Source organism: Microvirga sp. CF3062, assembly GCF_036314045.1.
Lineage (GTDB): Bacteria > Pseudomonadota > Alphaproteobacteria > Rhizobiales > Beijerinckiaceae > Microvirga.
Window position 1 is genome coordinate 124749 of the sequence record NZ_JAYGGN010000007.1, and the last position, 23953, is coordinate 148701.

Annotated in this window: 25 protein-coding genes and 2 tRNA genes; 13 read left to right on the forward strand and 14 right to left on the reverse strand. The window is 61.1% G+C overall.

From position 1 onward, the window contains the following. Window positions 1–2: 2 nt before the first annotated feature. Window positions 3–428 (forward strand): NUDIX hydrolase, encoded by a 426-nt coding sequence (locus tag VB618_RS14175; RefSeq protein WP_329797354.1) that lies wholly within the window; start codon window positions 3–5, stop codon window positions 426–428. 314 nt (window positions 429–742) lie between these two features. Continuing rightward, window positions 743–1450, forward strand: coding sequence for an outer membrane protein (locus VB618_RS14180; RefSeq protein ID WP_329797355.1), 708 nt, complete (start codon window positions 743–745; stop codon window positions 1448–1450). A 77-nt stretch (window positions 1451–1527) separates the two neighbouring features. Here the strand turns inward: VB618_RS14180 and VB618_RS14185 are convergent, their stop codons facing one another. Then, window positions 1528–1695, reverse strand: coding sequence for a hypothetical protein (locus VB618_RS14185; RefSeq protein WP_329797356.1), 168 nt, complete (start codon window positions 1693–1695; stop codon window positions 1528–1530). Window positions 1696–2116: 421 nt separating this feature from the next. Here VB618_RS14185 and VB618_RS14190 point away from each other — a divergent pair, with 421 nt between their 5' ends. From VB618_RS14190 to VB618_RS14210, 5 genes are all read left to right on the forward strand, one after another. Further along, entirely contained in the window at window positions 2117–2290 is a 174-nt protein-coding gene (locus tag VB618_RS14190; RefSeq protein ID WP_329797357.1) for a hypothetical protein, read from the forward strand. 214 nt (window positions 2291–2504) lie between these two features. Next, entirely contained in the window at window positions 2505–2813 is a 309-nt protein-coding gene (locus VB618_RS14195) for a hypothetical protein (RefSeq protein WP_329797358.1), read from the forward strand. A 444-nt stretch (window positions 2814–3257) separates the two neighbouring features. Beyond that, the gene (locus VB618_RS14200) at window positions 3258–4043 is read left to right on the forward strand and encodes a phasin family protein (RefSeq protein ID WP_329797359.1); all 786 of its coding nucleotides are present in this window, start codon (window positions 3258–3260) and stop codon (window positions 4041–4043) included. Between the two features lie 226 nt (window positions 4044–4269). Then, the gene (locus tag VB618_RS14205; RefSeq protein WP_329797360.1) at window positions 4270–4515 is read left to right on the forward strand and encodes a hypothetical protein; all 246 of its coding nucleotides are present in this window, start codon (window positions 4270–4272) and stop codon (window positions 4513–4515) included. 979 nt (window positions 4516–5494) lie between these two features. After that, window positions 5495–7000, forward strand: coding sequence for a polysaccharide lyase family 7 protein (locus tag VB618_RS14210; RefSeq protein ID WP_329797361.1), 1506 nt, complete (start codon window positions 5495–5497; stop codon window positions 6998–7000). A gap of 129 nt (window positions 7001–7129) precedes the next feature. Here VB618_RS14210 and rarD read toward each other — a convergent pair whose 3' ends face one another. The 5 genes from rarD to VB618_RS14235 all read right to left on the reverse strand — a co-directional run bounded on the left by rarD (window position 7130) and on the right by VB618_RS14235 (window position 11661). Further along, on the reverse strand, window positions 7130–7948 hold the full coding sequence (gene rarD / locus VB618_RS14215; protein ID WP_329797363.1) for an EamA family transporter RarD: 819 nt from the start codon (window positions 7946–7948) through the stop codon (window positions 7130–7132). Between the two features lie 306 nt (window positions 7949–8254). Then, window positions 8255–8331, reverse strand: a tRNA-His gene (locus VB618_RS14220). A 122-nt stretch (window positions 8332–8453) separates the two neighbouring features. After that, a complete protein-coding gene (locus tag VB618_RS14225; protein ID WP_329797364.1) occupies window positions 8454–9428 on the reverse strand; it encodes a tripartite tricarboxylate transporter substrate-binding protein in 975 nt (324 codons plus the stop codon). Window positions 9429–9490: 62 nt separating this feature from the next. Next, window positions 9491–10993 (reverse strand): tripartite tricarboxylate transporter permease, encoded by a 1503-nt coding sequence (locus VB618_RS14230; RefSeq protein WP_329797365.1) that lies wholly within the window; start codon window positions 10991–10993, stop codon window positions 9491–9493. After that, complete coding sequence (locus tag VB618_RS14235) at window positions 10993–11661, reverse strand: tripartite tricarboxylate transporter TctB family protein (protein WP_329797366.1); 669 nt, start codon at window positions 11659–11661, stop codon at window positions 10993–10995. Before VB618_RS14235 ends, VB618_RS14230 begins: the two co-directional genes overlap by 1 nt. A 434-nt stretch (window positions 11662–12095) precedes the next feature. Between VB618_RS14235 and VB618_RS14240 the strand changes: the two genes are divergently transcribed. From VB618_RS14240 to VB618_RS14250, 3 genes are all read left to right on the forward strand, one after another. Continuing rightward, a complete protein-coding gene (locus VB618_RS14240) occupies window positions 12096–12767 on the forward strand; it encodes a TerC family protein (protein WP_329797367.1) in 672 nt (223 codons plus the stop codon). A 74-nt stretch (window positions 12768–12841) separates the two neighbouring features. Further along, entirely contained in the window at window positions 12842–13543 is a 702-nt protein-coding gene (locus VB618_RS14245) for an AzlC family ABC transporter permease (protein ID WP_329797368.1), read from the forward strand. Next, window positions 13540–13863 (forward strand): AzlD family protein, encoded by a 324-nt coding sequence (locus tag VB618_RS14250; protein WP_329797369.1) that lies wholly within the window; start codon window positions 13540–13542, stop codon window positions 13861–13863. Before VB618_RS14245 ends, VB618_RS14250 begins: the two co-directional genes overlap by 4 nt. On the opposite strand, the gene VB618_RS14255 is transcribed toward VB618_RS14250, so the two are convergent. The 6 genes from VB618_RS14255 to VB618_RS14280 all read right to left on the reverse strand — a co-directional run bounded on the left by VB618_RS14255 (window position 13828) and on the right by VB618_RS14280 (window position 18210). Beyond that, entirely contained in the window at window positions 13828–14322 is a 495-nt protein-coding gene (locus tag VB618_RS14255; protein WP_329797370.1) for an arsenate-mycothiol transferase ArsC, read from the reverse strand. The genes VB618_RS14250 and VB618_RS14255 overlap by 36 nt on opposite strands. A gap of 3 nt (window positions 14323–14325) precedes the next feature. Further along, the gene (locus VB618_RS14260; RefSeq protein WP_329797371.1) at window positions 14326–14811 is read right to left on the reverse strand and encodes a UPF0262 family protein; all 486 of its coding nucleotides are present in this window, start codon (window positions 14809–14811) and stop codon (window positions 14326–14328) included. Between the two features lie 15 nt (window positions 14812–14826). Continuing rightward, a complete protein-coding gene (gene hisD, locus VB618_RS14265; protein ID WP_329797372.1) occupies window positions 14827–16119 on the reverse strand; it encodes a histidinol dehydrogenase in 1293 nt (430 codons plus the stop codon). Further along, window positions 16120–16560: a DUF2948 family protein gene (locus VB618_RS14270; RefSeq protein WP_329797373.1), complete on the reverse strand. Its 441-nt coding sequence runs from the start codon at window positions 16558–16560 to the stop codon at window positions 16120–16122. 130 nt (window positions 16561–16690) lie between these two features. Beyond that, on the reverse strand, window positions 16691–17980 hold the full coding sequence (murA, locus tag VB618_RS14275) for a UDP-N-acetylglucosamine 1-carboxyvinyltransferase (RefSeq protein ID WP_329797374.1): 1290 nt from the start codon (window positions 17978–17980) through the stop codon (window positions 16691–16693). 62 nt (window positions 17981–18042) lie between these two features. Beyond that, on the reverse strand, window positions 18043–18210 hold the full coding sequence (locus VB618_RS14280) for a hypothetical protein (RefSeq protein WP_329797375.1): 168 nt from the start codon (window positions 18208–18210) through the stop codon (window positions 18043–18045). A gap of 154 nt (window positions 18211–18364) precedes the next feature. Between VB618_RS14280 and hemA the strand changes: the two genes are divergently transcribed. Both hemA and VB618_RS14290 read left to right on the forward strand, forming a co-directional pair. Further along, entirely contained in the window at window positions 18365–19591 is a 1227-nt protein-coding gene (gene hemA / locus VB618_RS14285; RefSeq protein ID WP_329797376.1) for a 5-aminolevulinate synthase, read from the forward strand. 64 nt (window positions 19592–19655) lie between these two features. Then, a tRNA-Thr gene (locus VB618_RS14290) sits at window positions 19656–19730 on the forward strand. 48 nt (window positions 19731–19778) lie between these two features. On the opposite strand, the gene VB618_RS14295 is transcribed toward VB618_RS14290, so the two are convergent. Beyond that, on the reverse strand, window positions 19779–19901 hold the full coding sequence (locus VB618_RS14295; RefSeq protein ID WP_329797377.1) for a hypothetical protein: 123 nt from the start codon (window positions 19899–19901) through the stop codon (window positions 19779–19781). 785 nt (window positions 19902–20686) lie between these two features. On the opposite strand from VB618_RS14295, the gene VB618_RS14300 reads away from it, so the two are divergent. Continuing rightward, window positions 20687–22366 carry a M10 family metallopeptidase gene (locus VB618_RS14300; protein WP_329797378.1) on the forward strand — a complete coding sequence of 560 codons (1680 nt, stop codon included), beginning with the start codon at window positions 20687–20689 and terminating at the stop codon, window positions 22364–22366. A 295-nt stretch (window positions 22367–22661) separates the two neighbouring features. Here VB618_RS14300 and VB618_RS14305 read toward each other — a convergent pair whose 3' ends face one another. Further along, the gene (locus VB618_RS14305) at window positions 22662–23951 is read right to left on the reverse strand and encodes an NAD(P)/FAD-dependent oxidoreductase (RefSeq protein WP_329797379.1); all 1290 of its coding nucleotides are present in this window, start codon (window positions 23949–23951) and stop codon (window positions 22662–22664) included. Window positions 23952–23953: the final 2 nt, after the last annotated feature.

Below are 23953 nucleotides of genomic sequence, written 5' to 3' on the forward strand. Positions count from 1 at the left end.
TCATGTCTACATCACCCGTTCCAGCCGTCATTGCCGTGGTTATCCATGAGGATCGGACCCTGCTGGTCCGCCGGGCCAATCCGCCCGATGCGGGGCTGTGGGGTTTCCCCGGCGGGAAGATCGAATTCGGCGAGACGGTCCGGGCGGCAGCCACCCGGGAGCTCCTGGAGGAGACGGGCGTTCATGCTGAGGCCCAGGACATCATCACCACGCTCGACATCCTGGTGCCGGATCCTTCGGGAGCGATCCACCAGCATTACATCCTGATTGCTGTTCGTTGCCGCTGGATCTCCGGAGAACCTGCCGCAGGCGACGATGCGCTCGAGGCCGGTTGGTTTCCGGTGATCGACCTTGAACAGGACAGGCTTGCCATGAGCGCAGATGTGGACGTGATCGCTAGGCGTGCTCAGGCCCTCGGGTTGAACTGATTCCAGCTGTCAAACAAACAACATCTCAGTTTAAGAAAAAGGCCTCACCCCTGTTCGGATGAGGCCAAGTTGTTGTCTCTTAACTTGAGGCTGGAAGGCCTAACGTCGCCCTCCAATATGCACATAATCGCCAGCTGATCTCAATCCGCGCCTCCGCATCATGGTTGATGAAGAGTAAATTTTCATAAAGCGTCAATCATATTGAGAATGGTTACATTCAAACATATTGCAACATTCTCTCATATCCTCTTATGACCTCAGCGACAGGCAATTGATGCCTAGCGATTTCTGGCTCACAAGTACGGAATACAATCATGCGTAAATCTGCTCTTGGACTGCTCGCTGCCACAGCGGCTCTCGGCCTTGCGTCGTTGAGCGCCCAGGCGGCCGATCTTCCGTCCCGCTACTCCCCTGCCCCCGCCTACAATGCGCTTCCGGTCTTCACATGGACCGGCTTCTATGCGGGCCTGAACGCGGGTTATGCCTGGAACATGGGCGACAGCCGCTTCTACGATCCGGCCTTCGGCAACGTTTCCGGCCGACGCCGCGGCGGCTTCGTGGGTGGTGCGCAGGCCGGCTACAATTATCAGTTCGGCATGTTCGTGGCAGGCGTGGAGACGGACCTCCAGTACGCCGCTGTCGGCAACAAGGGCGCTTCCTACGGCACGACCTACTATCCGGGCGACTCGGGCGGCTTCTTCGGCACCATCCGGGCCCGCGCCGGCGTGGCCTTCGACCGCGCTCTGGTGTACGGCACGGGCGGCTTTGCCTATGGCGACATCGGCGGCAACAGGGGCAGCGATCCGCTCCTCGGCCACCATTCCGGCGATGAGATCAACTGGGGCTGGACCATCGGCGGCGGTGTCGAATATGCGATCACCAACAACTTCACCGCCAAGGTCGAAGGCCTCTATGTGGACATCGACACCAAGGACAATTTCGACCGCGGCGGCCGCGTCAACATCAACCGCGATGCGGAATTCGGCGTGCTGCGTGCCGGCGTGAACTACAAGTTCAACTGATCGCCCACCGTTTCTCGAAACACGAAGGCCCGGTGACAGCACCGGGCCTTTTCGTTTTGTGTTGGCTGGCAACTGCATCAGGGATCGTTGACAGCTTTGGGCGCCTGGAGGCTCTCCGCCTCGCTTCGCTTGAGGGCCAGCAGCCGCTTGGCGGCGATCCCACCCGGATCGGATGAGTAGAGCCTGTCACTGAGCACTTCGATCTGCCAGCGCTGCAACTCGAGCAAGGCTCTCAAGGACCTCACGCGATTCTCAAGATCGAGGGCATCCTTCAAGGGATCTGGGTGGCGGCATGTCATGAAATTATGACTGCCAATGTGGCGATGAATCATGTCTGAACGCGCAATCGGATGAACGTCAATCGGATGGGCCCGCCACGAACGGGCCCGGCGGCAGGTGTGGCCATACGCAAAACGATACTCGTCACGGCCCCGGAATGAGGCTCGTGTATCTGCAATCATGAGAACTCTGCTTAATGGATGTAAGTGTCTTACAATTCCTGGAGGCTGGCAAGGGTCACCGATGCATTTCAAGCGGCCTAAGGGTCAAGGTTGGCTCTTTTGAGGCCGAGGTATTCGACCTCTGAAAAGGGTGCTCGGAATCAGCCTGGAACCTGAGGTGACGTTTGGCAGTTCCACCGGCAGAGCTTGGAAAAGAGAATACCCCATGCCAGACACGCGCCACGAAACAGAAGCGGACAAAATTCTCTCTGCCTTGAGCCTCACCGTTCCTGACGAGCAGGCGCTGGTGCAGAGCCGGCGTCTTCTTGCCGAGGCCTTGGAGCAGGCGGAGCGGCGCGGGCGCCAGATCCTTGGAAATCAGAAGGAATCGAGCGGCTGAAGCTTTGCCAAGGATGAGGCGGCTCAGCTTTTCAGGGCCAAGATTCAATCTCTGCTAACGGTGGCAGGATAGGATTCATGCCGACTGGTGGACATCCCCTGCGACATTGACGGCGAGGAACGGCCTATGCCGAGGCACGTTCCCCTCCTGTGCGATAGAGCACAGCGGGCAAGACTCGGGCGTGATGATCTTCCGGGTGTTGGAGAATAGGTCAATGCGCTCCCTTCTGACGATAATCTTGGCTGGCACTTTCGGCATGGCAGTTCTCGGGGCTGCTCAGGCTCAGTCCCCTGATACCCGGATTGCGTCGATGCCGTTCGGAGAATGCCTGTCCATCATCAGCGAGGCTGCGCAGGAGATGGATGAGGAACCTGTCAAGCTCGTCAACACGAGCGATGTCGTGACGGCTCGCATCCACGCCTCAGACGGTTTCGTCACCGTTTCGTGCGACCGAGGCGCAAACAAGATTACGCTCACTAAGAGCCCTGTTCCGGAAGCCGCCGGAATGACCGCTGCGCGCTGAGCACAGCTGCTATCACTTTCGCTCACGGCACGGCGGGCATGAGGCCCGCTGTTCTGCCGAGACGTCCAAGCCTATTCTGTGTGCCGTCAGAGGCAGGCGAAGAGGCCCAACACAACCTCAGTGTGAGTGATGAGGTTGTGTTGGGCCTTTATCGATTCATTGAGTCCGCCAACGTGCGATGCAGACGACTTTGATTACGCGTTGCCGCACCGGTTTTCTACATCGATTCAGTTTTATCGGCGGTAGGTCCGTAGGAATTGCAATATTCTCATGGCCTTGTCGTATTCAGGTCATGGTTTGCTGGTGAGGTCACTGCACACATCCGATGGATGGCGGCTGCGTCCGGAGCCACAAGAAATTAGCGTGACGTCGGAGGATTCCGGCTGTGACGCATAAGCCGAGTGTGTTTGAGTTTATTCATTCTTATAACAATGAGGAAAAACAATGCCTGCGAAACATTTCAGCCAGACACCGCCCGATAAGGCCAACGACCTTTTCGACAAAATTCTTGCGACCTCGGATAGCGCGACGAAAACGCGTGAGCGCCTCTTCGCAGACCTGAAGGATGAACTGGAGCTTCTCGCCAGCCTGCAGGAGCAGCATCTCTTCCCGATTCTGCAAAGGCATGGGATGCAAGACCTGCTCGCGGCCTCCATCGGCGACAATGAGGAGACTGCTTCGCTGCTGGGAGAGCTCGAGCGCATGCAAAAGAGCAGCGGCGAGTTTCTTGGCAAAGTCGCCGAGCTCAGGAAAGCCTTCCAGCAGCATATCCGGGATGACCGGAAACAGCTTCTCCCGGCCGTTCTCGAGGTGCTCAGCGATGAGGAGGCTCAAGCGGTTGCAGACCAGGTCGAAGACGAGCTGGAGAACCTCAGCGACGCCAAGCAAGTCGAGGCCCGTGTTCCTGCCGACATGAGCTCTGCGATCCGGAGCAGCCTGGATGGCGTCGACGACGTGGTTCGCATGGGGGCAGACAGCACGCATACCATTGCGGTCGGCGTCCAGGATCTCTCGCAGGAGTGCCTGCGCATGAGCCAGAAGCGGCTTCAGACGAACCTCGATGGATGGACCAAGCTCGCCCAGTGCCGGTCGCTTCAGGATCTCACCAAGACCCAGGTCTCGCTCCTGCAGGACAATCTTGAGCTGACGTTCCAGAACAGCTTCCGCTTGGCTGACTTGGCCGTAAAGCTCTCCGAGAAAGCGACGTGGCACGGTGCTGCCAAGAGGTAGACATCCATCCATACCGCCTTTCAGGAGCCGAGGGTGAGAAAGCCCTTCTCTGGCTCAGGATAGCATTAAGCATGGAATGGCACCGGGCGACATGATCCTGGGCCATTCCCACCCGCTCCTAAGAATGGCTGGCCGTGAGCCTTCTCTCACGACCTTCACGGCCCGCCATTGATGGACAGTCAGCTTACATGGCCTATATGTGGAGCATTCCCGACGAGGCGAATCCATGCCCGAGACCGACCAGAAGCATGACGAGGAATTGGACGAGCTTGACCCCGCAAGCCGAGTCAATTTCCGGGATTATCCGAGTTCTGGTCTGGTCGTGATTGCCGCCGTCAGCTCCGGACTGGGTTGGATGCTGTACAAATGGCTCGGCCGTAAGCGCAAGGCCCGCGGCGATGCGCCGGGTGCGCCGGCCCAAACAAACGCCTTATCCCAACCAATAGATCAGCCTGCCGATAAGAGACCGTAACTGCGTTGACAGCGCAGTTGCTGGACGTGCTGCAGCACACCGCTGCCTGAAGAGTCCTGGCTTACCTTTCGGTAATCAGCAGGAGGCTTTTATGGCTCACAGTGCTGTTTCATTCGTCCTTGGGATCGTCGCTCCTCTGGCTCTGGTGAGCTGGTTGCTTGTGCTGCATTGAACCGGCCCCTGAAGATTTGTCAGGAGGAGATCTGTCCTATCGGCCGCTTCATATCGGGCAGGCTTGCTTTGGGCCATGCCATCGCTTTGGACAGCGTTGATGCGGCATCTCCCCGTCTGTCAGGGCGCAGAACGGCAAGATCATCAGTTGGTCTTGTAATCGCCGGCTAGGGTCGCTGCGGCTCGATCGAAAGTGCAAAGTTGCGTGAGGCTTTGCCCCTCAAATACATTTTCAGGGACATGGCGCGCATCCTTCCCTTTCGTAATCACCTGTTTACCTTTCAGGCGCAGCCTTCCTAGGTGCCTGACTGGCACGGTCCTCCCTCTCGGTCGCGACAGCGACCCTCCTAGAGCGCCATCTGACACGGCGCTCTTTCTTTAAGCTGCACACGGCGAATGAGAACGAGCAGATTGAAGGCACGGGCCGCCAAAGTACCGAGGAGCAATCTACGCTCCTGAGATCTCTGTTTATCGGATGATATTCTTAGGTTATAGGCTTCTTTTACTATTAGACTTTGGCATCTCGGCTGATAAAAATAAATACCTGCCACGATGTTGCCTTATTCAACAATCAAAACAACCTCAACGGATCACAAGATTTTGATTCTGAAATCCGAAATATTATGAGCAACGCCAGAAGTGCTCACCTGAATATATAGTAGCTCGTCGTCTCCTTCCTGCGTAATCACAATAAATTCTACATAAACTGCATAATTACTATTCGGAGACCTCGAAAAGAGGCTCACTCAATTTTGGGGCAGATAATATGGCTTTGAATCCTTCAGTCGCACCTGGCGGCAACTTTGACTTGTCCAATTGGAAGATTACCCTTCCTGTCGATGCCAATGGCGGCCTCAGCGGCAATGCCATGGAGGTGAAGAACCTCTCCACCTACCAAAACTCCAAGTACTTCTACACCGCTGCCGACGGCGCCATGACCTTCGTGGCTCCGGTCGATGGTGCCACCACCAGCGGTTCCTCCTATGCCCGTTCCGAGCTGCGCGAGATGAACGGCACTGCGAATGCCGCATGGGACCTCAAGACCGGCGGCTTCATGAGCGCCACTCTTGAAGTCGATGCCGCTCCCAACCGCGACGGCATGGGCGGCCGCATCATTGTCGGCCAGATCCATGGCCAAGACGACGAGCTGGTCCGCCTCTACTGGGAAAACGGCAAGCTGTACTTCGCCAACGATCAGGCGGGCTCCAGCAACAGTGAGACGAAGTTCTACTTTGTGAATGCGTCCGGTCAGCAGCCGAGCGTGTCTCTTGACGAGCGCTTCTCCTACACGATCAATGCCAAGGGCAACACGCTCGAGGTGACGGTCTTCGCCGATGGGCAGGTCTACAAGTCGGTCAGCGCGATCAACAGCGTGTGGCAGTCGGATGCCTTCTACTTCAAGGCCGGCGCCTATCTCGGCGCGAACGAGACCAACGGCACGGGCTACGGTCAAACCTCCTTCTACGCCTTGAACTTCAATCACAACGGCACCGTGACGACGCCTGCTCCGACCCCTGACTCCAAGGACAATGCGGTCACGGCAGCAGACGATCGCTATGCGACAGTTGAGGATAAGGCTCTGACCGTCAGCGCGGCACAGGGCGTTCTGATCAACGACACCGCGGCCGATGGCGGCAAGGTGGCCGTCGCCGGCACGTTCGCCACCGCTCAGGGCGGCAGCGTGAAGGTCAGCGCCGATGGCTCCTTCATCTACACCCCGAAGGCCAACTTCTACGGCTCGGATAGCTTCAGCTACACCGCGAAGGACGCGGACGGCGACACCGATACCGGTACCGTGACACTTGCGGTTGCCGATGTGGCGGAGACGGACGCACCGACGCCCCCGCCCACCACTTCACGGCCGACCACGACGAAGACCCTATCGGGCACGAGCAGCGCGAACAGCCTGACGGGTACGTCCGGCAACGATCTTATCGACGGCAAAGGCGGCGACGACAAGATCTGGGCGAAGAACGGCAGCGACGTGCTGATTGGCGGCACGGGCAAGGACACGTTTACCTTCGACACCATGCCGAGCAGCAAGAACGTGGACGTAATCGTCGACTTCAATGTGGCTGACGACACGATCCGCCTCAACGACTCGGCGTTCACTAAGCTCAAGTGGGGCACGCTTTCGGCCAGCAGCTTCGTGGTCGGCACGAAGGCGTTGGATTCCGACGACCGCATCATCTACGACGGCAAGACCGGCGCCCTGTCCTACGATGCGGACGGCTCCGGCTCGATGGCAGCCATCAAGTTCGCCGAGATCGAGAACCGCGCCAAACTCACGGCGGCCGACTTCCTCGTCATCTAAAGGCAGCCCAAACTATCAGCCGTGAGGCGGCCCCGGGACAACCGGGGCCGCTTCTCTTTGCGTGTCGTGCAATATTCCTGCTTCGGGTAGATCTAAAGCCACAGGATCATGACAGCAGTTTTCGTTCCATCATTGGCCGGGTGGAGACCTCAAGGCGCTCGCTGTGTAGATCGTCAAGGCCGTCCAGATTAGGCCAAAGGCGATGGCATCTACCCATCCGAAGGCTTCCCCATAGACGAGAACGCCGAGCGCCAGCTGTCCAGACGGCGCCAGGTATTGCAGAAGGCCAATGGTGGACAGCTTCAACCGCTGCGCCCCGGCAGCGAACCAAATCAGCGGCGCCGCCGTGGTGAAGCCGGTGAGCACAAGAAGAATGTCGAGACCAACCTGTCCTCGGAACGCCGCAGCGCTGCCATCGGCGAATGTCATGACAAGATAGCCAAGCGCCAAAGGTGTGAGCAGAAGGGATTCAATGCAAAAGCCCACGAGAGGCGCCACCAGCACGATCTTTCGGACCAAGCCATAGAAGCCGAAGCTGCATGCAAGGGTCAGGGCGACCCAAGGCATCTCACCGGAAGAGATCCCCAGAACAAGAACGCCCACTCCTGCAAGGAGGCAAGCTGCAACCTGGGCAGGACGAAGCCGCTCCCGAAGGAAGAGCACCCCCAGCACCACGTTTAGGAGCGGGTTGATGAAGTAGCCGAGACTCGTCTGAACGAGGTGTCCGGAGTTCACCGCCCAGATATAGATCAGCCAATTGATCGCAATCAGCCCTGCCGAGATGCCGAGCAGAAGCAGCTGCCGACCGGAGAGGACGGCCTCAACGAGCTTTCCCCATTGCCTGGAGGCAAAGATCAGCCCCAGCGCGAACAGGCTCGCCCATACGATGCGGTGAGCGAGGATCTGAAGCGGCGGTATGGACGAAAGGAGCTTGAAGTGCAGCGGCACCGCCAAGCCTCACATGAAGAACGCCGCGAGCGCATAGAGAACGCCAGCCTGCGTCCGACGCGCCTCGGCGACTTCAGACTTAGGTCCCATCGATATCGACCTTGTTAGACATTTTGAGCGCGATGACCCAGGGAACCCGCGATAGCGGTCCTAATCCAAATTATAAAAACGGCATAGCCGCCGGCAGCCGGTTTCCGTCCAAGAGCGGAACACGACAAGCCGCCACGCCTTTGAAAGGAACATCAAGTTGGGATCTTTGGGAAGCAATGCCTCGAACCTGCGAGGCCTAAGTCATTGACTTTGAAGTGGTACAGCCGCCCTGGCTTGAACAGGGGACCCCCAGATCCACAATCTGGTGCTCTAACCAACTGAGCTACGGCTGCACGTGAGGCAGGGTGTAATCGCCCAGGCGAGTAATTTCAAGACCTGATTGAGGCCTGATGATCCGGAAATGACTGCGGCGGGCTCAAGGCCCGCCGCATTACATGCTCAAGCTTGGAAACGGTTATTCCGCCGTCGCGCCGGCAGCCTTGAGAACCGGAGTCCAGCGGGCGACCTCGCTCTCGACGAGCTTCTGCAGGGCTTCCGGGGTCCGCTCGGTATTGCTCGGGATCACGCCGCCCAGTTCGAGCAGGCGCTTCTTGGTGTTCTCGTCGTCCAGGGACTTCATGAGAGCATCGCTGAGCTTCTTGACCACATCCGGCGGGGTACCCTTGGGCGCGAAGACGGCGTTCCAGGCGCTGACTTCGTAGCCTTCGAGACCGGCTTCCTTCGTGGTCGGCACGTTCGGCAGCACGGGGGAGCGCTGCGGCGTCGCGATGGCGTAGGCCTTGATGTTGCCGCCCTGGATCTGCGGCGCCACGTTGACGATCTGGTCGGTCATGAAGTCGACCGTGTTGGCCATCAGGTCGTTGAGGGCCGGGCCGGTTCCGCGATAGGCCACCATGGTGGGCTTCGCCTTGACCACGGAATTGAAGAAGATGCCGGTGGAATGGGAGACCGAGCCCACGCCCGCATGGGCCATGTTCACCTTGTCGGCGTTCTTCGTCAGATAATCGAGGAAGCCTTTCAGGTCGGTGGCCGGGAAGTCCTTCTTGGCCACGATCACAATCGGGGTTCCGGCCGCCAGGCCGATGGGGGCGAAGTCCTTGGTCGGATCGTACTTCAGGTTCGGATAGAGGGCAGGAGCTGCACCATGGGTCCCCATATGGCCCATCATGATGGTGTAGCCGTCTGCTTGAGACTGGGCCGCGCGGGTGATGCCCGTGGTGCCGCCTGCACCGGCCACGTTCTCGATCACGATCTGCTGACCCAGCGTACGGCTCATGTTGTCGGACACGATGCGGGCGATCACGTCCGTCGGGCCGCCGGCCGCGAACGGGACGATCATGGTGATCGGACGGGTGGGATAGCCTTGGGCCTGAGCGCCCGTTGCAGCGAGGCCAGCAACAGCGGCAAGGGCCAGAGCAGTCTTCTTCATCAATTTTCCTCCCTTGGGAAAGTTATGGCTTTACATGTGGGCAAGATGGAGTTGAAGGCAAGCTACTCGGTGAACACCTCGTCCCTTCCCTTTCGGATGGAGGGCAGGAGGGCGATCACAAGTAGGATAGCCGCCACCGCGAGCAGGCCGGCGCTGACCGGGCGTTCGATGAATGTTTCAAGCGAACCACGCGAGATGATGAGCGCTCGCCTTAAGTTTTCCTCCATGAGCCTGCCGAGCACGAAGCCGAGCAGCATCGGCGCCGGCTCGAAGCCGAACTTGATCAGCATGTAGCCCACCAGCCCGAAGAAGGCGATGAACATCACATCGGTGGGCAGCGAGTTGATCGAATAGATGCCGATGCAGCAGAACATCAGGATCGCCGGGAACAGCAGCCGGTACGGCACCTTCAGCAGTCGCACCCACATGCCCACCAGCGGCAGGTTGATGATGAGCAGCATCAGGTTGCCCACCCACATGGAGGCGATCATGCCCCAGAACAGTGTAGGGTTCTTGGTCATCACCTGCGGGCCCGGGATGATGCCGTGGATGGTCATGGCACCGACCATCAGGGCCATCACGGCATTTGGTGGAATCCCTAAGGTCAGCAGCGGGATGAACGAGGTCTGCGCACCGGCATTGTTGGCGGACTCAGGTCCCGCCACGCCCTCGATGGCGCCCCGGCCGAAGCGGCTGGGGTCCTTGGCGAGCTTCTTCTCGAGCGTATAGGCCGCGAACGGCCCGAGCACCGCCCCGTTGCCGGGCAGGATGCCGAGCGTCGCTCCGATCAGGGTGCCGCGCAGGATGGGCTTGTAGGATTGCCTGAAGTCATCCTTGTTCGGCAGCAGGCGGCCGATGGCCTGACGCACCACGTCGCGTGTCTCGGTATGGTCGAGATTGCGCATGATCTCGGCGATACCGAAGATTCCCATGGCGAGCACGGCGAAGTCGATCCCATCAGCCAGGAATGGCAGGCCGAAGGTCATCCGCTCCTCGCCGGTCTCCAAATCCGTGCCGACGGTGGAGAGCAGGACGCCCACCAGGATCATGGCGATGGCCTTGAGGATCGAGCCACGTGCCAACACGACCGCGAAGACCAAGCCCATGACCATGAGCGAGAAGTACTCGGTCGGCCCGAAGATCAGCGCCAGTCTGGTGAGCGGAGCCCCAAGCGCGGCGATGACCAGGGTCGCCACGGTGCCGGCGAAGAAGGAGCCGATGGCCGCGATGCCGAGCGCCACGCCGGCGCGGCCCTGGCGGGCCATCTGGTGACCGTCGAGCGCCGTGACCACGGAGGTGGCCTCGCCCGGGATGTTGACGAGGATGGCGGTGGTCGAGCCGCCATACTGAGCGCCGTAATAAATGCCGGCGAGCATGATGAGCGCACCGGTCGGATCAAGCCCGAAGGTGATGGGCAGCAGCATCGCGATGGTGGCGATCGGGCCAACGCCCGGCAGCACGCCGATGAGCGTACCCACCAGGCAGCCCAGGAAGGCCAGACCAAGGTTCTGCAGGGTCAGGGCGACCCCGAAGCCGAGGCTCAGATTGGAGAAAAAGTCACCCATCAGATCCTCCCGCTGTGGTCGGCCACGTCAACCGGCCCCCGACGCCGCCCTCGGGTCGCGAGAAAGACGATCACGGCTGCTACGGCCATGATAGCTGCGGTCGCCCGCAGCACCGCCTTCTGTGACCAGTCGGAGGGGAACAGGCCCGTGAGCGCCTGGGGAAAGACCGGAATCGGCAGGTTCAGGAGATCGCCGAACAGCACCATGCAGAACGGCGTGAGGCTTAAGCTGAGGATGACGAGATCACGCAGCCGCACCTCGGGCGTGGCATAGCCGCCGATGATGATGGCCAGCGGACCGGCAAACAGCATACCCAAACCTGGGGTTGTCAGGGCTCCGAACGAGAAGGGGCGGATGGTCAGCGCGAAGGCCAGGATGCCGCCGATCACGAAAACCGGCCCGCGCAGGTTCCAGCGCTCCAGGACATCGCCTTCCTTGATGAAGGCGAAGGCAAGGAGAGCCAGGCCCGACAGGCCGACCGCGATGGCCAGCCACCGGGGCAGCATGGCCGGCCCCATGGCATTGAGGGTGCCCTGGTCGAGATCCCGCGTGAGCCACAGCGCCAGGGCTGCCAGCGCCAGCAGAACCACCCCGCCCGCTATGTTTTGGGGGGCGCGGACTGGCCCGCTGGGCCTCGAAGGCCCTGAGCCTTCGTGAAGAGTGGACATGAATGACCTCCCGCCAGACGCCTCGAGCGCCCAATGTACTTTCCGTCCGATATGGCCTGAGGCACTAACCGGGATCAAGCTTCTGTTTCCCGGAAGCAGGCCTTCTCAACAATACGTCTTGAGAACTAGGGGCAGGAGGGATAGCGCCTATCATCCTTAGGATAAGCGCGGCCTTCCATCAGAGGTGACTTGATCCCTGGACCCGGGTTGTCTAGATGGACCCTCTATAGCCAGGCCGGGCCCCTCTGGTCGCTCCCCACAGGAGCGGCGATGTCGGACTGGATGAAAACCAGGGCGGCCTGGGTTCGTTCAAAAAGACGGTTTTGCCTGCATTTCGGCTCCTGCTTCGAAAAATTCCGTGGCAGGGCAATGCCAGATGCGTCTCTTTGAACGTTTCGCATGCGCTGCCCGCAACCCGACATATGAGGCACCGCATGTTTGATCTCTCGCAGTATTTTGGACCCGAGGTCGTCGCCTTTCTGATGGTGATCGGCATCGATCTGGCGCTGGCCGGCGACAATGCCATCGTCATCGGCCTGGCCGCCGCCGGTCTCCCCAAGGAGCAGCGCAACAAGGCGATCCTGCTTGGCGTCCTCGCTGCAACCGTCCTGCGCATCATCTTCGCTCTTCTCACAACCCAGCTCCTCCAAATCGTAGGACTTCTGCTTGCAGGCGGCGTCCTCCTTCTCTGGGTGTGCTGGAAGATGTGGCGTGAGCTTCGCACAGGCCATGAGGAAGAGCAGCATGCGGCGGAGGAGGCCCTGGAGGGCCGCGACATCAACCAGGACGGCACCATTGCCGGCGGCGTCCCGCGCAAGACCTTCTCTCAGGCAGCCTGGCAGATCGTCATCGCCGACGTGTCCATGTCCCTCGACAACGTGCTTGCCGTGGCGGGCGCTGCACGCGAGCATCCCTACATCCTGGCCTTCGGCCTCCTGCTGTCGATCGCCCTCATGGGCTTGGCGGCCTCGTATATCGCCCGCTTGCTCCAGCGCTACCGCTGGATTGCCTATGTGGGCCTGGCGATCATCCTCTATGTGGCGATCAAGATGATCTACGAGGGCTATGTCGAGGTGGCTCCATTCGTCAACGGTGCCGTCGGCTAAGCCGAAACATCGATCCGAGATCACCAATCTCCAATTGACGGCGGAGATGCGGGAAGGCACAGAGCGTGACGCTCATGTCCCCCGTTCTCCGCCCTCATTTTTCTGCACAAGGCCTGCGCCAGGGCGCCCGCGCCGCACTCCCGGCCTTCCCGGGCTTCATCATGTTCGCCCTGGCCTTCGGCACGGCAGCGGCCCAGAAAGGCCTCTCGCTTGGCGAGACACTGGGCCTCTCCGCCTTCGTCTATGCCGGCGCCTCGCAGATGGTGGGGCTTGAGATCTGGCAGCAGGTCTGGACGCCGACCACGATCCTGACGATCATGACCGTCACGGCTGTTGTGAATGCGCGCATGATCATGCTTGGGGCGACCCTCCAGCCATGGCTCAAGCACGAGCCTCTCCCGCGCACGGCACTCAACCTCTTCCTCCTCACGGAGGCTGGCTGGCTCATCGGCACCCGGTATCACAATGAGGGCGGCCGCGACGTAGGCGTGCTTTTGGGATGCGCGCTGATCCTCTGGCTGGTCTGGCTGGCAACGACGTTCGTTGGTTTCTTCGCAGGCGCCCTCGTGCCTGAACCCAAGCGCTTCGGCCTCGACCTGGTGATGCCGATCTTCTTCGGCGTCATGCTCGTGCCTCTGTGGAAAGGCGCGAAGCCCGCCCTGCCCTGGCTCGCGGCAGGTGTTGTCTCGCTCATCGTCCATGCGCTGGTGCCAGGCTATCTCTTCATCATCGCCGGTGCGCTGGCAGGCGTCGTCGCCGGGATGCTGATCGAATGAACGCGTTCGGCAGCTTCATCGCGAGCCCGTGGGGGTCGGTTCTCGCCATCGCGGGCATGACGTTGGTGACGTTCCTGTGCCGCATCGCAGGTGTCGTGGTCATGAGCCGTGTGCGCATCACGCCGCGCATCGAGCGGGGCCTGCGCGCCCTTCCCGGCTCCATCATCCTGGCGACGATCCTGCCCGTGGTGATCGACAACGGCTGGCCTGCCATGATCGCGCTTGCAGCTGCCATCATCGCCATGGCGGTGGCGCGGATCGACATCGTCGGTCTCGTGACTGGCCTAGGCACCCTCGCCGTCATTCGGGCTTTTGGGTGAGGTCTGCTTGAGCCGCAGGCGGATGCGGTACATCAACCCGTCGCGGATGTTGCGATAGGCATCGAGCACCTGGTCGCGTGAGCCCTGCGTAATCGTCGGATCCGGCGTCGGCCAGTATTCCACGTCGGCCGCGATGGTGCGCGTGAGCTCGAGCGCCGCGTGATGCGCCTCCGGCGAAAGGGAGATGATGAGGTCGAAATTCAGCCCCTCCCACTCCTCAAGCTCGTCGAGGGTGCGCGGCTTGTGCTTGGACGCGTCGATGCCGATCTCGGACAGGATCGACGCCACGAAACCATCCGACTCGCCTTTGCGCACGCCGGCGGACTGCACATAGATCGACTTGCCGAAATAATGCCGCGCGAGGGCTTCCGCCATGGGGGAGCGCACCGCATTCATCGCACAGACGAACAGGACAGAATGGATCCGTTTGTGGCGCGGCTCGTCGGGGCGCTCCTCCAAGCGTCAGCCCCTCCAGTGAAGCGCGAAGATGAGCGTGAAGATGCGCCTCGCCGTGCCGAAATCGAGGATGAGCTTGCCCTCTAATCGCTTCATCAGCAGTTCGGCCGCCTCGTTGTGCAGGCCACGCCGCCCCATGTCGATGGCCTCGATCTGCGCCGGTGAGGCGGAGCGGATTGCCTGGTAATAGCTGTCGCAGATCATCTCGTAGTCACGGATGGCCTTGCGGAACGGCGTCAGCGACAGATGATGTGAGACGAGATGCGCGCCATCCTGCGTGGTCACCTCGAAGCAGAGCTTCTTGTCGATCAGCGAGATCCGAAGGGCATAGGGCCCGCCGTCGTAGTTCGGCAGCGCGAAGGTGTTCTCTTCGAGGATGTCGTAGATGGCGATGGCCCGTTCATGCTCCTGATCCGGGTTGCCACGGCCGATGGATGCCTCGTCGAGAGTGACGGCGACCAGCCGGGTCCGCTCCTTCGCTTCGCTCGCCATCCCGCCTCCGATCTCTTAGAGATTCAGGCGGATCGCGATCGACCGCGCATGCCCCTCCAGACCCTCCGACCGCCCGAGCGTGATCGCTGCCGGGCCGAGCGCCCTAAGAGCACTCGCATCGCATTTCAGGATCGAGGTTCGCTTCATGAAGTCAAGCACGCCGAGTCCCGACGAGAACCGAGCGGAGCGGGCCGTGGGCAGAACGTGATTGGGGCCGCCCACATAATCGCCGATGGCCTCGGGCGTGTGGCTGCCGAGAAAGATCGAGCCTGCATTGCGGACTTTAGCCGCAAGTTCCTCTGCGTTCTCGGTCTCAATTTCGAGATGCTCCGGAGCCAGGCGATCCACGAGGGGAATGGCGTTTTCCAACCGGTCGATCAGGATGATTGCCCCGTAATCGCGCCAGCTCGCGCCCGCGATCTTCGCCTTGGGAAGGGTCTTGAGCTGGCGCTCGACAGCCTTTTCCACCGCATCGGCCAACGCCGGACTGTCCGTGATGAGGATCGATTGAGCGGCTGTATCGTGCTCAGCCTGGGCCAGCAGGTCGGCGGCGATCCAGTCCGGGTTGCCATCGGCATCGGCCAGGATGAGCACTTCGGACGGACCCGCGATCATGTCGATGCCGACCTGACCGAAGACGCGGCGCTTGGCGGCGGCCACATAGGCATTGCCGGGGCCGACGATCTTGGCGACCGGTTTGACGCTCTCGGTGCCATAGGCGAGCGCCGCCACGGCCTGGGCACCGCCGATGCGGAAGACCTCGTCGACGCCGGCGAGGCGCGCCGCCGCCAGCACGAGCGGGTTCGTCTCGCCACGCGGGGTCGGGACCACCATGGCGATGCGCGGAACCCCTGCCACCTTCGCCGGGACGGCGTTCATCAGCACGGAGGACGGATAGCTCGCAAGGCCGCCGGGAACGTAGAGGCCCACGGATTCAATCGCCGTCCAGCGCCAGCCCAGGGTCACTCCGACGGAATCCGTCGTCTTGAAGTCCTTTGGGCGCTGCTCCCGGTGATAGGTCTCGATGCGTTCCTTGGCGAGCGCCAGGGCCTCCAGGGACTCCTTGGGGCACTGGGCTTCGGCTGCGTCGATCTCGGCATCTGAGACCCGCAGGGTCTCGGGCTGAAGCGCCAATCCGTCGAAGCGGTAGGTGAAATCGATCAGCGCCTCGTCGCCGCGCACCACCACATCCTCGATGATGGCACGCACCGCCTGATCCACATCCTCCGAAACCTCACGCTTGGCGGCGAGCAGGGCAGCGAAGGCCTGCGGGAAGGAAGCGTCCCGCACATCGAGCCTCTGCGCCATTTACGGGCGCTCCGCCGTTTGAAGCTGGTCCTCGTGGGAGGGGCGGCTTTCGGCAGCCCAGACCGGGCCGGTGTCTTTCATCTGCATTTCGATGCACTCCAGGTCCACCTGGATGGCGCCACCATCGGCAAAGATCAAGGTGGCGGTGCCCGATGGAGCATCCCCTGCCTCGAACGCAATGGCGAGAAGGTTAAGAACAGCGTCCTTGTTGCCCTGTTCGATGCCGCGGACCCGCACGCCCGTGACATTCTCGAAATGCATGCAGGTCAGCCGTCGCTGGGGCGTGGCTGCCTCCCAGTCGTAGCGGCGGACCTGGATGGCGAAGCGCCGTTCCTTGGGCAGATAGGCGATATCCCCAACCTGCAGCAGCGCATCCTGCAGGTGAGCGGAGATGACAGAAAGGTCTTCAGGGTCGAACGCGACGAGTCTCAGGAGATCCATAGCCCACCAACCTGTTGTTGAACTTTGATCTTTAGGTAGAGGGCCCCCTGCCCCGGCGCAACCTTTCGCCCGGGTTTGCCTTCCAGACCCTGAAAAGAAAAAGGCCGGCAATGGTGCCGGCCTTTGGTCTTTAGCCTCTGACGCGCTCGATAAGAGCGCCGCATCGGGCGAGCTTGGCTTCCAGCGCTTCGAAGCCGCGATCCAGGTGATAGACCCGGTTGATCGTGGTTTCACCATCCGCCACGAGGCCGGCGATCACCAGGGATACGGAGGCGCGCAGGTCCGTGGCCATGACCGGAGCCCCCTTGAGGCCGGGAACGCCGTCCACATAGGCGCTGTCGCCGTCAAGGCGGATCTGGGCGCCGAGGCGGGCCAGCTCCTGCACGTGCATGAAGCGGTTCTCGAAGATCGTCTCGCGAATCCGCGAAGTGCCATTCGCCCGAGTCATGAGGGCCATGAACTGGGCCTGAAGATCCGTCGGGAAGCCGGGGAACGGATCCGTGGTCACGTCGACCGGCTGAAGGCCGTTGCCGTTGCGGCGGACGCGAATGCCCCCATGGGTCGAGGTAACCTCAACCCCAGCTTGGCCAAGCACGTCGAGGGCGGCCTGGAGATACTCAGGCCGGGTGTTGTCGAGCACGAGGTCGCCCCCAGTCATGGCCACGGCCATGGCATAGGTGCCGGTCTCGATGCGGTCCGGCATCACGTCATGGGAGGCGCCGTGCAGGCTGGTCACGCCTTCGATCACGATCTCGGACGTGCCGGCACCCTGGATCTTGGCCCCCATCTTGATGAGGCATTCGGCAAGATCCACCACCTCGGGCTCGCGGGCGGCGTTGCGGATCACGGTGGTGCCCTGGGCCAGGGTCGCCGCCATCAGGGCTACATGGGTGCCGCCCACCGTCACCTTCGAGAAATCAATCTCGGCGCCCCTGAGCCCCTTCGGAGCTGTCGCCACCACGTAGCCAGCCTCGATCTCGATGGCAGCGCCGAGCTTGGCCAGCGCCATGATGAGCAGGTCCACCGGGCGGGTGCCGATGGCGCAGCCGCCGGGCATGGAAACCTTGGCGCGGCCGAAGCGGGCCACCAGGGGAGCGATGACCCAGAAGCTCGCCCGCATGGTCGAGACCAGCTCGTAGGGGGCGGTGGTGTCGATGACATTCTTGGCCGACAGGCGGATGGCCTGCCCTGTCTCGGAAGACTGCCCGGGCCGGCGCCCGGCGATCGAGTGATCGACGCCGAAATTGCTCATGATCCGCAACAGGGAGGAGATGTCGGCAAGCCGCGGCACGTTACCGAGCTCGAGCGTATCCTCCGTGAGCAGGCTCGCGATCATGAGGGGCAAGGCCGCATTCTTGGCGCCTGAGATGGGAATCAGGCCGTTGAGGGGCGCGCCGCCCCGGATGCGAATGCGATCCATCAATATCCCCTTGCAAAAATGTTCAATAAGCCATGCGCTATGCGCGCCTTGAGCTCATCAGGCTAGTCGGACGGCTTGTCGCGCTCTGCCGAAACGCTCAAGCTCTCGGCTTGGTTTCCAGGCACCTTGACGGCCTGCCGTCCCCGCGCCTGTGCCTTGCGCCGCTTGAGGTTTTCCTTCAGGGCCGCCTTGAGCCGATCGGCTTTCGCTTGCGATTTCACGTCAGTCATGGTTCACGCGACCCATCGTCGCCTTTACCAAATAGAGGCTTCGCACCCGGCCCTCAACCGCAATATCACGCTTGCGGACTTTGACCCGGATCAATGTGATCTGGCATAATAGGCTCAGTATCCCCGGGCATTGCGTTGCCCACCCGGTGAGATGATGGATTATCAAAACTTCTTCACGTCAGCCCTCGACCGCCTCCAGGCGGAGCGCCGCTACCGCGTTTTTGCCGACATCGAGCGCCTGGCCGGACGTTATCCCCAGGCAATCTGGCACTCCCCGGAGGGCTCCCGCCCCATCACGGTCTGGTGCTCGAACGATTATCTCGGCATGGGCCAGAACCGGGAGGTGACCCGCGCCATGGTGGAGACGGCCTGGCGCCTCGGCACCGGGGCCGGCGGCACTCGCAACATTTCCGGCAACAGCAACCCCCTCGTTGGTCTTGAGGCCGAACTTGCCGATCTGCACGGCAAGGAGGCGGCCCTCGTCTTCACCTCGGGCTACGTTTCGAATCAGACCGGCATCTCGACGCTGGCCCGGCTGATCCCGAACTGCCTGATCCTGTCGGATTCCCTCAACCACAATTCGATGATCGAGGGCGTGCGCCAGTCCGGCTGCGACAAGGTAATCTTCCGCCACAACGACCTTGAGCACCTAGAAGAACTGCTCCAAGCGGCCGGCGACCGGACCAAGCTCATCGTGTTCGAGAGCGTTTATTCGATGGATGGCGACATCTCTCCCATCCATGCCATCTGCGATCTGGCCGAGCGCTACAACGCCATGACCTATATCGACGAGGTTCATGCGGTGGGCATGTATGGCCCCCGCGGCGCCGGCATCGCCGAGCGCGAGGGCGCCATGCACCGGATCGACGTGATCGAGGGCACACTGGCAAAGGCTTTCGGCGTGATGGGCGGGTACCTGACCGGCACCAAGGCCGTGATGGATGCCATCCGCAGCTTCGCCCCAGGCTTTATCTTCACCACGGCCCTGCCCCCGGCGGTGGCAGCCGCCGCCACAGCCTCCATCCGGCACCTCAAGTCCTCCTCAACCGAGCGCCAGCAGCAGCAGCGCCAGGCCGCCCGCACCAAGGCGGTGCTCAGCAGCGCCGGCCTGCCGGTCCTCGACACGCCCACGCATATCGTGCCGGTGATGGTAGGCGATGCGGAAGCCTGCAAGGCGGCCTCCGACCGGCTGCTGGAGAAGCACGGGATTTACATCCAGCCGATCAACTACCCCACCGTGCCGAGAGGCACCGAGCGGCTGCGCATCACACCGGGGCCCTTCCACTCGAACGCCCATATCGACGCCTTGGCTGCCGCCTTGGTCGAGGTCTGGACCGCGCTCAGGCTCCCCTTGGAGCCGAAAGTGCAGGCGGCCGAGTAAAGATCATTTTCAAGCTTGCATGGAGGGCAGCCCTGTGGCAGTAAGCGGCCCTCCCCGTTGGCGCGCTGCCGTAGCTCAGTGGTAGAGCACTCCCTTGGTAAGGGAGAGGTCGAGAGTTCGATCCTCTCTGGCAGCACCAGCCCCGCCGTATGACTCAAGAGTTCGAAGTCGCGGCCGCGAGATCCCGTTATTCCCTGACACCTGAACGCTCATGCGGCCGAGATCGTGCCTGCACGTCCTGACCAAAGGCGAAGTTGTCTTTCTCTTCAAAGCCCTGCAATAATACTGCATCGGGAGAGGCTTTCGCCATCGAGACGAAGCCCTCCTGAAGAACATGACCGGAGGAAAACATCCGGCTTGGACAAGGGGTATGAGGACCATGAAGGACTCGGCCATAACGCCTGAGATCGCGGATCCGTATGCGACTCTCGAAACAATTCTCAAGATTATCGGCAGATCGTGGCTGAGCGAGGAATGGCGGCTTGAGGACATTCGTCTCCTGGCCCAGGAGACGATCGCGAAACGAGGCAGCGCCGACGATAAAGAGAGCGCCAGGGCGGCTATGCACGCTCTTCAGTCCCGGATTCGCCTGAGGACAGGTCCAGAGGTGCAGGTTTCCGGGCAGCGAGGCGAGGGTCTCCCATCCTGAAGTAGACCACCGGATCAAGCCAACGACGAGACGTGCTCATCCAGGGGCGGCGCCCCTGAGTCCTGGTCCTTGCCTCACCTGAAGCCCTGCTCTCGAATACTTCCTACTGTCTCGCCTGTTTAGACTTCAAAGGACAGCCGTGCGGCACATTGTCAGGAAGGGCAAAATTCAAGCCAATCTGCTTTTAGTCCTGCCGCTAATCTTTTAATAACTTACCTAACGTTATTTTTAAGCGAGACAAATCAACCATAAAAGTCTCGCTATGGGGCATAATACAATGACACACGTTTATTTACTGTAGCGCTTCGTATTGCACGACGTGGCGCAGCAGTCGCGGGCTCTCTCCGAAGATTAGCTTATCCTTCAAAGAGTAATCCGGCCTGCATCTGGCGCCAATCACGCGCGAGACATCGCATCTCTCAATCTATGCTTGAAGTTTATTGAAAATGCCCGCTGTCGAGACATATAGCTCCGCCGGAAATCCCTACATTGACTCCATCCTCGGCAACATCAAATGGGTGCCAAGCGACCTGACCTACAGCTTCCCCACCGCTGCCGTCGCTTATGGCGCGGTTTATGGAGACGGTGAGACCGCCAAAGGCTTCGGTTCCTTCAACGATACGCAGCAAGCCATCACCCGGTCGGCTTTGAAGCTCTTCTCATCTGTCAGCAATTTGACGTTCCAGGAAGCCGCCGGGGCAGGCGCATCATCCGCCGATCTGCGCTTCGCGCAATCGGATGTGCCGGGAACCGCATGGGCCTACTTTCCGACAACGGATTCAACCGGCGGCGATGTCTGGGTCAACAATTCCAGCCGGAACTACGCAAGCCCTGCCAAGGGCAACTACGCCTATCTCACCATCGTGCATGAGATCGGGCACGCTCTCGGACTCGAGCATGCCCATGAGGGCAACATGCCTCTGGATCGAGACAGCATGGAATACACCGTCATGAGCTACCGCTCATATTCGGGTGCATCGACCAGCACGGGTTATATGAACGAGACCTGGGGCTACGCGCAGTCGTTGATGATGTACGACATCGCTGCTCTCCAGCATATCTACGGTGCGAACTATCAGACGAACAGCGGCAGCACGACATATTCATGGAGCGCGACGACTGGTGAGATGTTCATCAATGGCGTTGGTCAAGGCGCTCCAGGCAGCAACCAGGTTTTCCTCACAGTTTGGGACGGTGGCGGCACGGACACGTACAGCTTCACCAACTACACGACGGCTCTGACGATCGATCTTCAACCTGGTGCGTGGAGCATCACCTCGCAGGAACAGCGGGCCAAACTTCACTGGGACGGGTCCAAGACCGCTGCTGGCAACATCGCCAATGCGCTTCTGCATCAGGGCGACACCCGCGCCCTCATCGAGAATGCCTATGGCGGCTCGGCCAACGACTCCATCAAGGGCAACGTCATCGACAATAACCTGCGCGGCAATGCCGGCGACGACAAGCTTTATGGCCTGAGCGGCAATGACGTGCTGATCGGCGGCAGCGGCAAGGACGTACTGAGCGGAGGCGCCGGTACGGACACGGCAAGCTACAGCACCGCGAAATCCGGCGTGGTGGCTGACCTCGTAACCAGAGCCAACAATCGCGGCGATGCCACGGGCGACTCGTATTCAAACATCGAGTCGATCATTGGCAGTTCCTACAGCGACACTCTTCGCGGCAATGGGTCGGCCAACCAGATCAAGGGTGGCTCCGGCAGTGATAAGCTCTATGGCCGAAGCGGCAATGACGTGCTGGATGGCGGCACAGGCAACGATAAACTCTACGGAGAAGGCGGGAAAGATCTGCTGATCGGCGGAAGCGGAGCGGATACCTTCATCTTCTCCTCGTCGTCTCATTCACGGATGTCCTCGGCCGATACCATCAAGGATTTCCGTCGCGGCTCCGACCACATCGATCTGCGCGCTATCGATGCCAACACAAAGGTCGTAGGCAATCAGGCATTTGCTTTAATCGGAAAGGACGCCTTCCACGGCAAAGCCGGTGAACTGCGTTTTGTCGACGGCATTGCAGCGGGCGATACGAACGGGGACAAGATTGCCGACTTCGGCATCAATGTCGCCGGACTCTCGGCGCTGTCCAAGGGCGACTTCTACCTCTGATCGGCGCTCGATATACAATATTGCAAACCGGTTATAGGGCTCAGTCTATTGGCTGAGCCCACATGCACAGAAACTCCGCGTTAACCATCTGGACAAGCCCCAAGCTTAAGCATTATTCCCACTGGACCATCTTTCGGCTCTTGGGGAAGCGCGAATGGATCGCCCGGAAAAACGCCACCCTGCCAATGACGCATTGGCCTGTCTGATGAACCTGATCGGGCTGGCGTTCAGCATCAGCTGCCTGTGGGTCGTGGCCTCCGCGGCCAAGATGTAAGACAGCCTTGCTCCGGCTGCTTCAGCGGGAGCGGAATTCCTTGGCTGCGTCGGCAGCCTGATAGCTCCAATAAGTGAGCTGAGCTGCGGTACGCCCCAGAATGCCGCCATTCCACGCGAGACCGAAAGGCGCGAAAAGACGATAGCGGTCGCTCTCGCCCGTGATCCCCTCCGCAATCACCATGCCGCCGATGGCGGTGGTGTTCATGCCGTGGCCGCCGAAGGCCGTGCAGTACCAGGCGCCGGGCTTCCACTGTCCGATCTGAGGCATCAGATGCCGGGCGTAAGCCATGAGCCCCGACCAGGCAATCTCGACCTTTAAGCCGGCAAGCTGCGGATAGGTGGTCACCATCTCCCGTCGCAGCAGGGCCGCGATGTCACGCGGATCCGTCGTGCGTGTGGTGATGCGCCCGCCCCAGAGAATGCGGCTGCCATCCTCGACGAGGCGGTAGTAATCCCCGGCCCGTCGGTCGTCGAGGATTGCAGCGCGTGTGCGGATGGCGCTCCGCACCAGTTCAGGCGCGTGCTCCGTCAAAAGGACGTAAGTGGCGATCGGCAGGAAGGCGCGCTTCAGAGCCGGCAGCACGGCACCCGTGTACCCGCCCGTCGTAAACACCACGTGCTCTGCCGCAATCTCGGCGTCCCTCGTCCGGATGATCTTCCGAGCACCCTCCAGATCGACGGAGATCACGGGGGAGTTCTCGTGGATCGCAGAGCCAAGGCTTGCTGCTTCGCGGGCAAGCGCGCGTCCGTAATTCAGTGGATGAAAATGGAACGCGCCCTCGTCGAGGATCGCCTCATGGTACTTGGGCGAGACGAAGAGCCTTCTTACCTCGTCACGGGGCAGGTAGCGCAGGTTCAATCCGAACTCGCGCTGCTGGGTCTCGCAGGCAGCTTGCAATGCACCTCGCGAGTCGTAGCGCAGCGCCTTTGCGATACCGGGAACAAGTTTGGCATCCTGGAGATCGAGTTCGTCGATGGTGCGACGGACGATCTCGACGCCCTCCATCGACAGGCGATACAGCTCCTTCGCTTGGTCTCTTCCCACGCGCCGCTCGATCGACGACAGGCCCGTTGCGTAGCCCGCCGAGACGAAACCGCCATTGCGCCCGGACGCGCCCCACGCAACGCGCTGCGCCTCGAGCAGCACGACCTTGCGCCCGCTGCGGGCGAGCTTCAGCCCTGCGGTCAGTCCGGCGAGCCCGCCGCCGACAATGCAGACATCCGTCTGGGTCCGGCCGGTCGCAGCAGGATAGGTCTCCGACGTAGCGACGGTCCGGCTGTAATAGGTGTCGATATAGGCGGATGCCATGC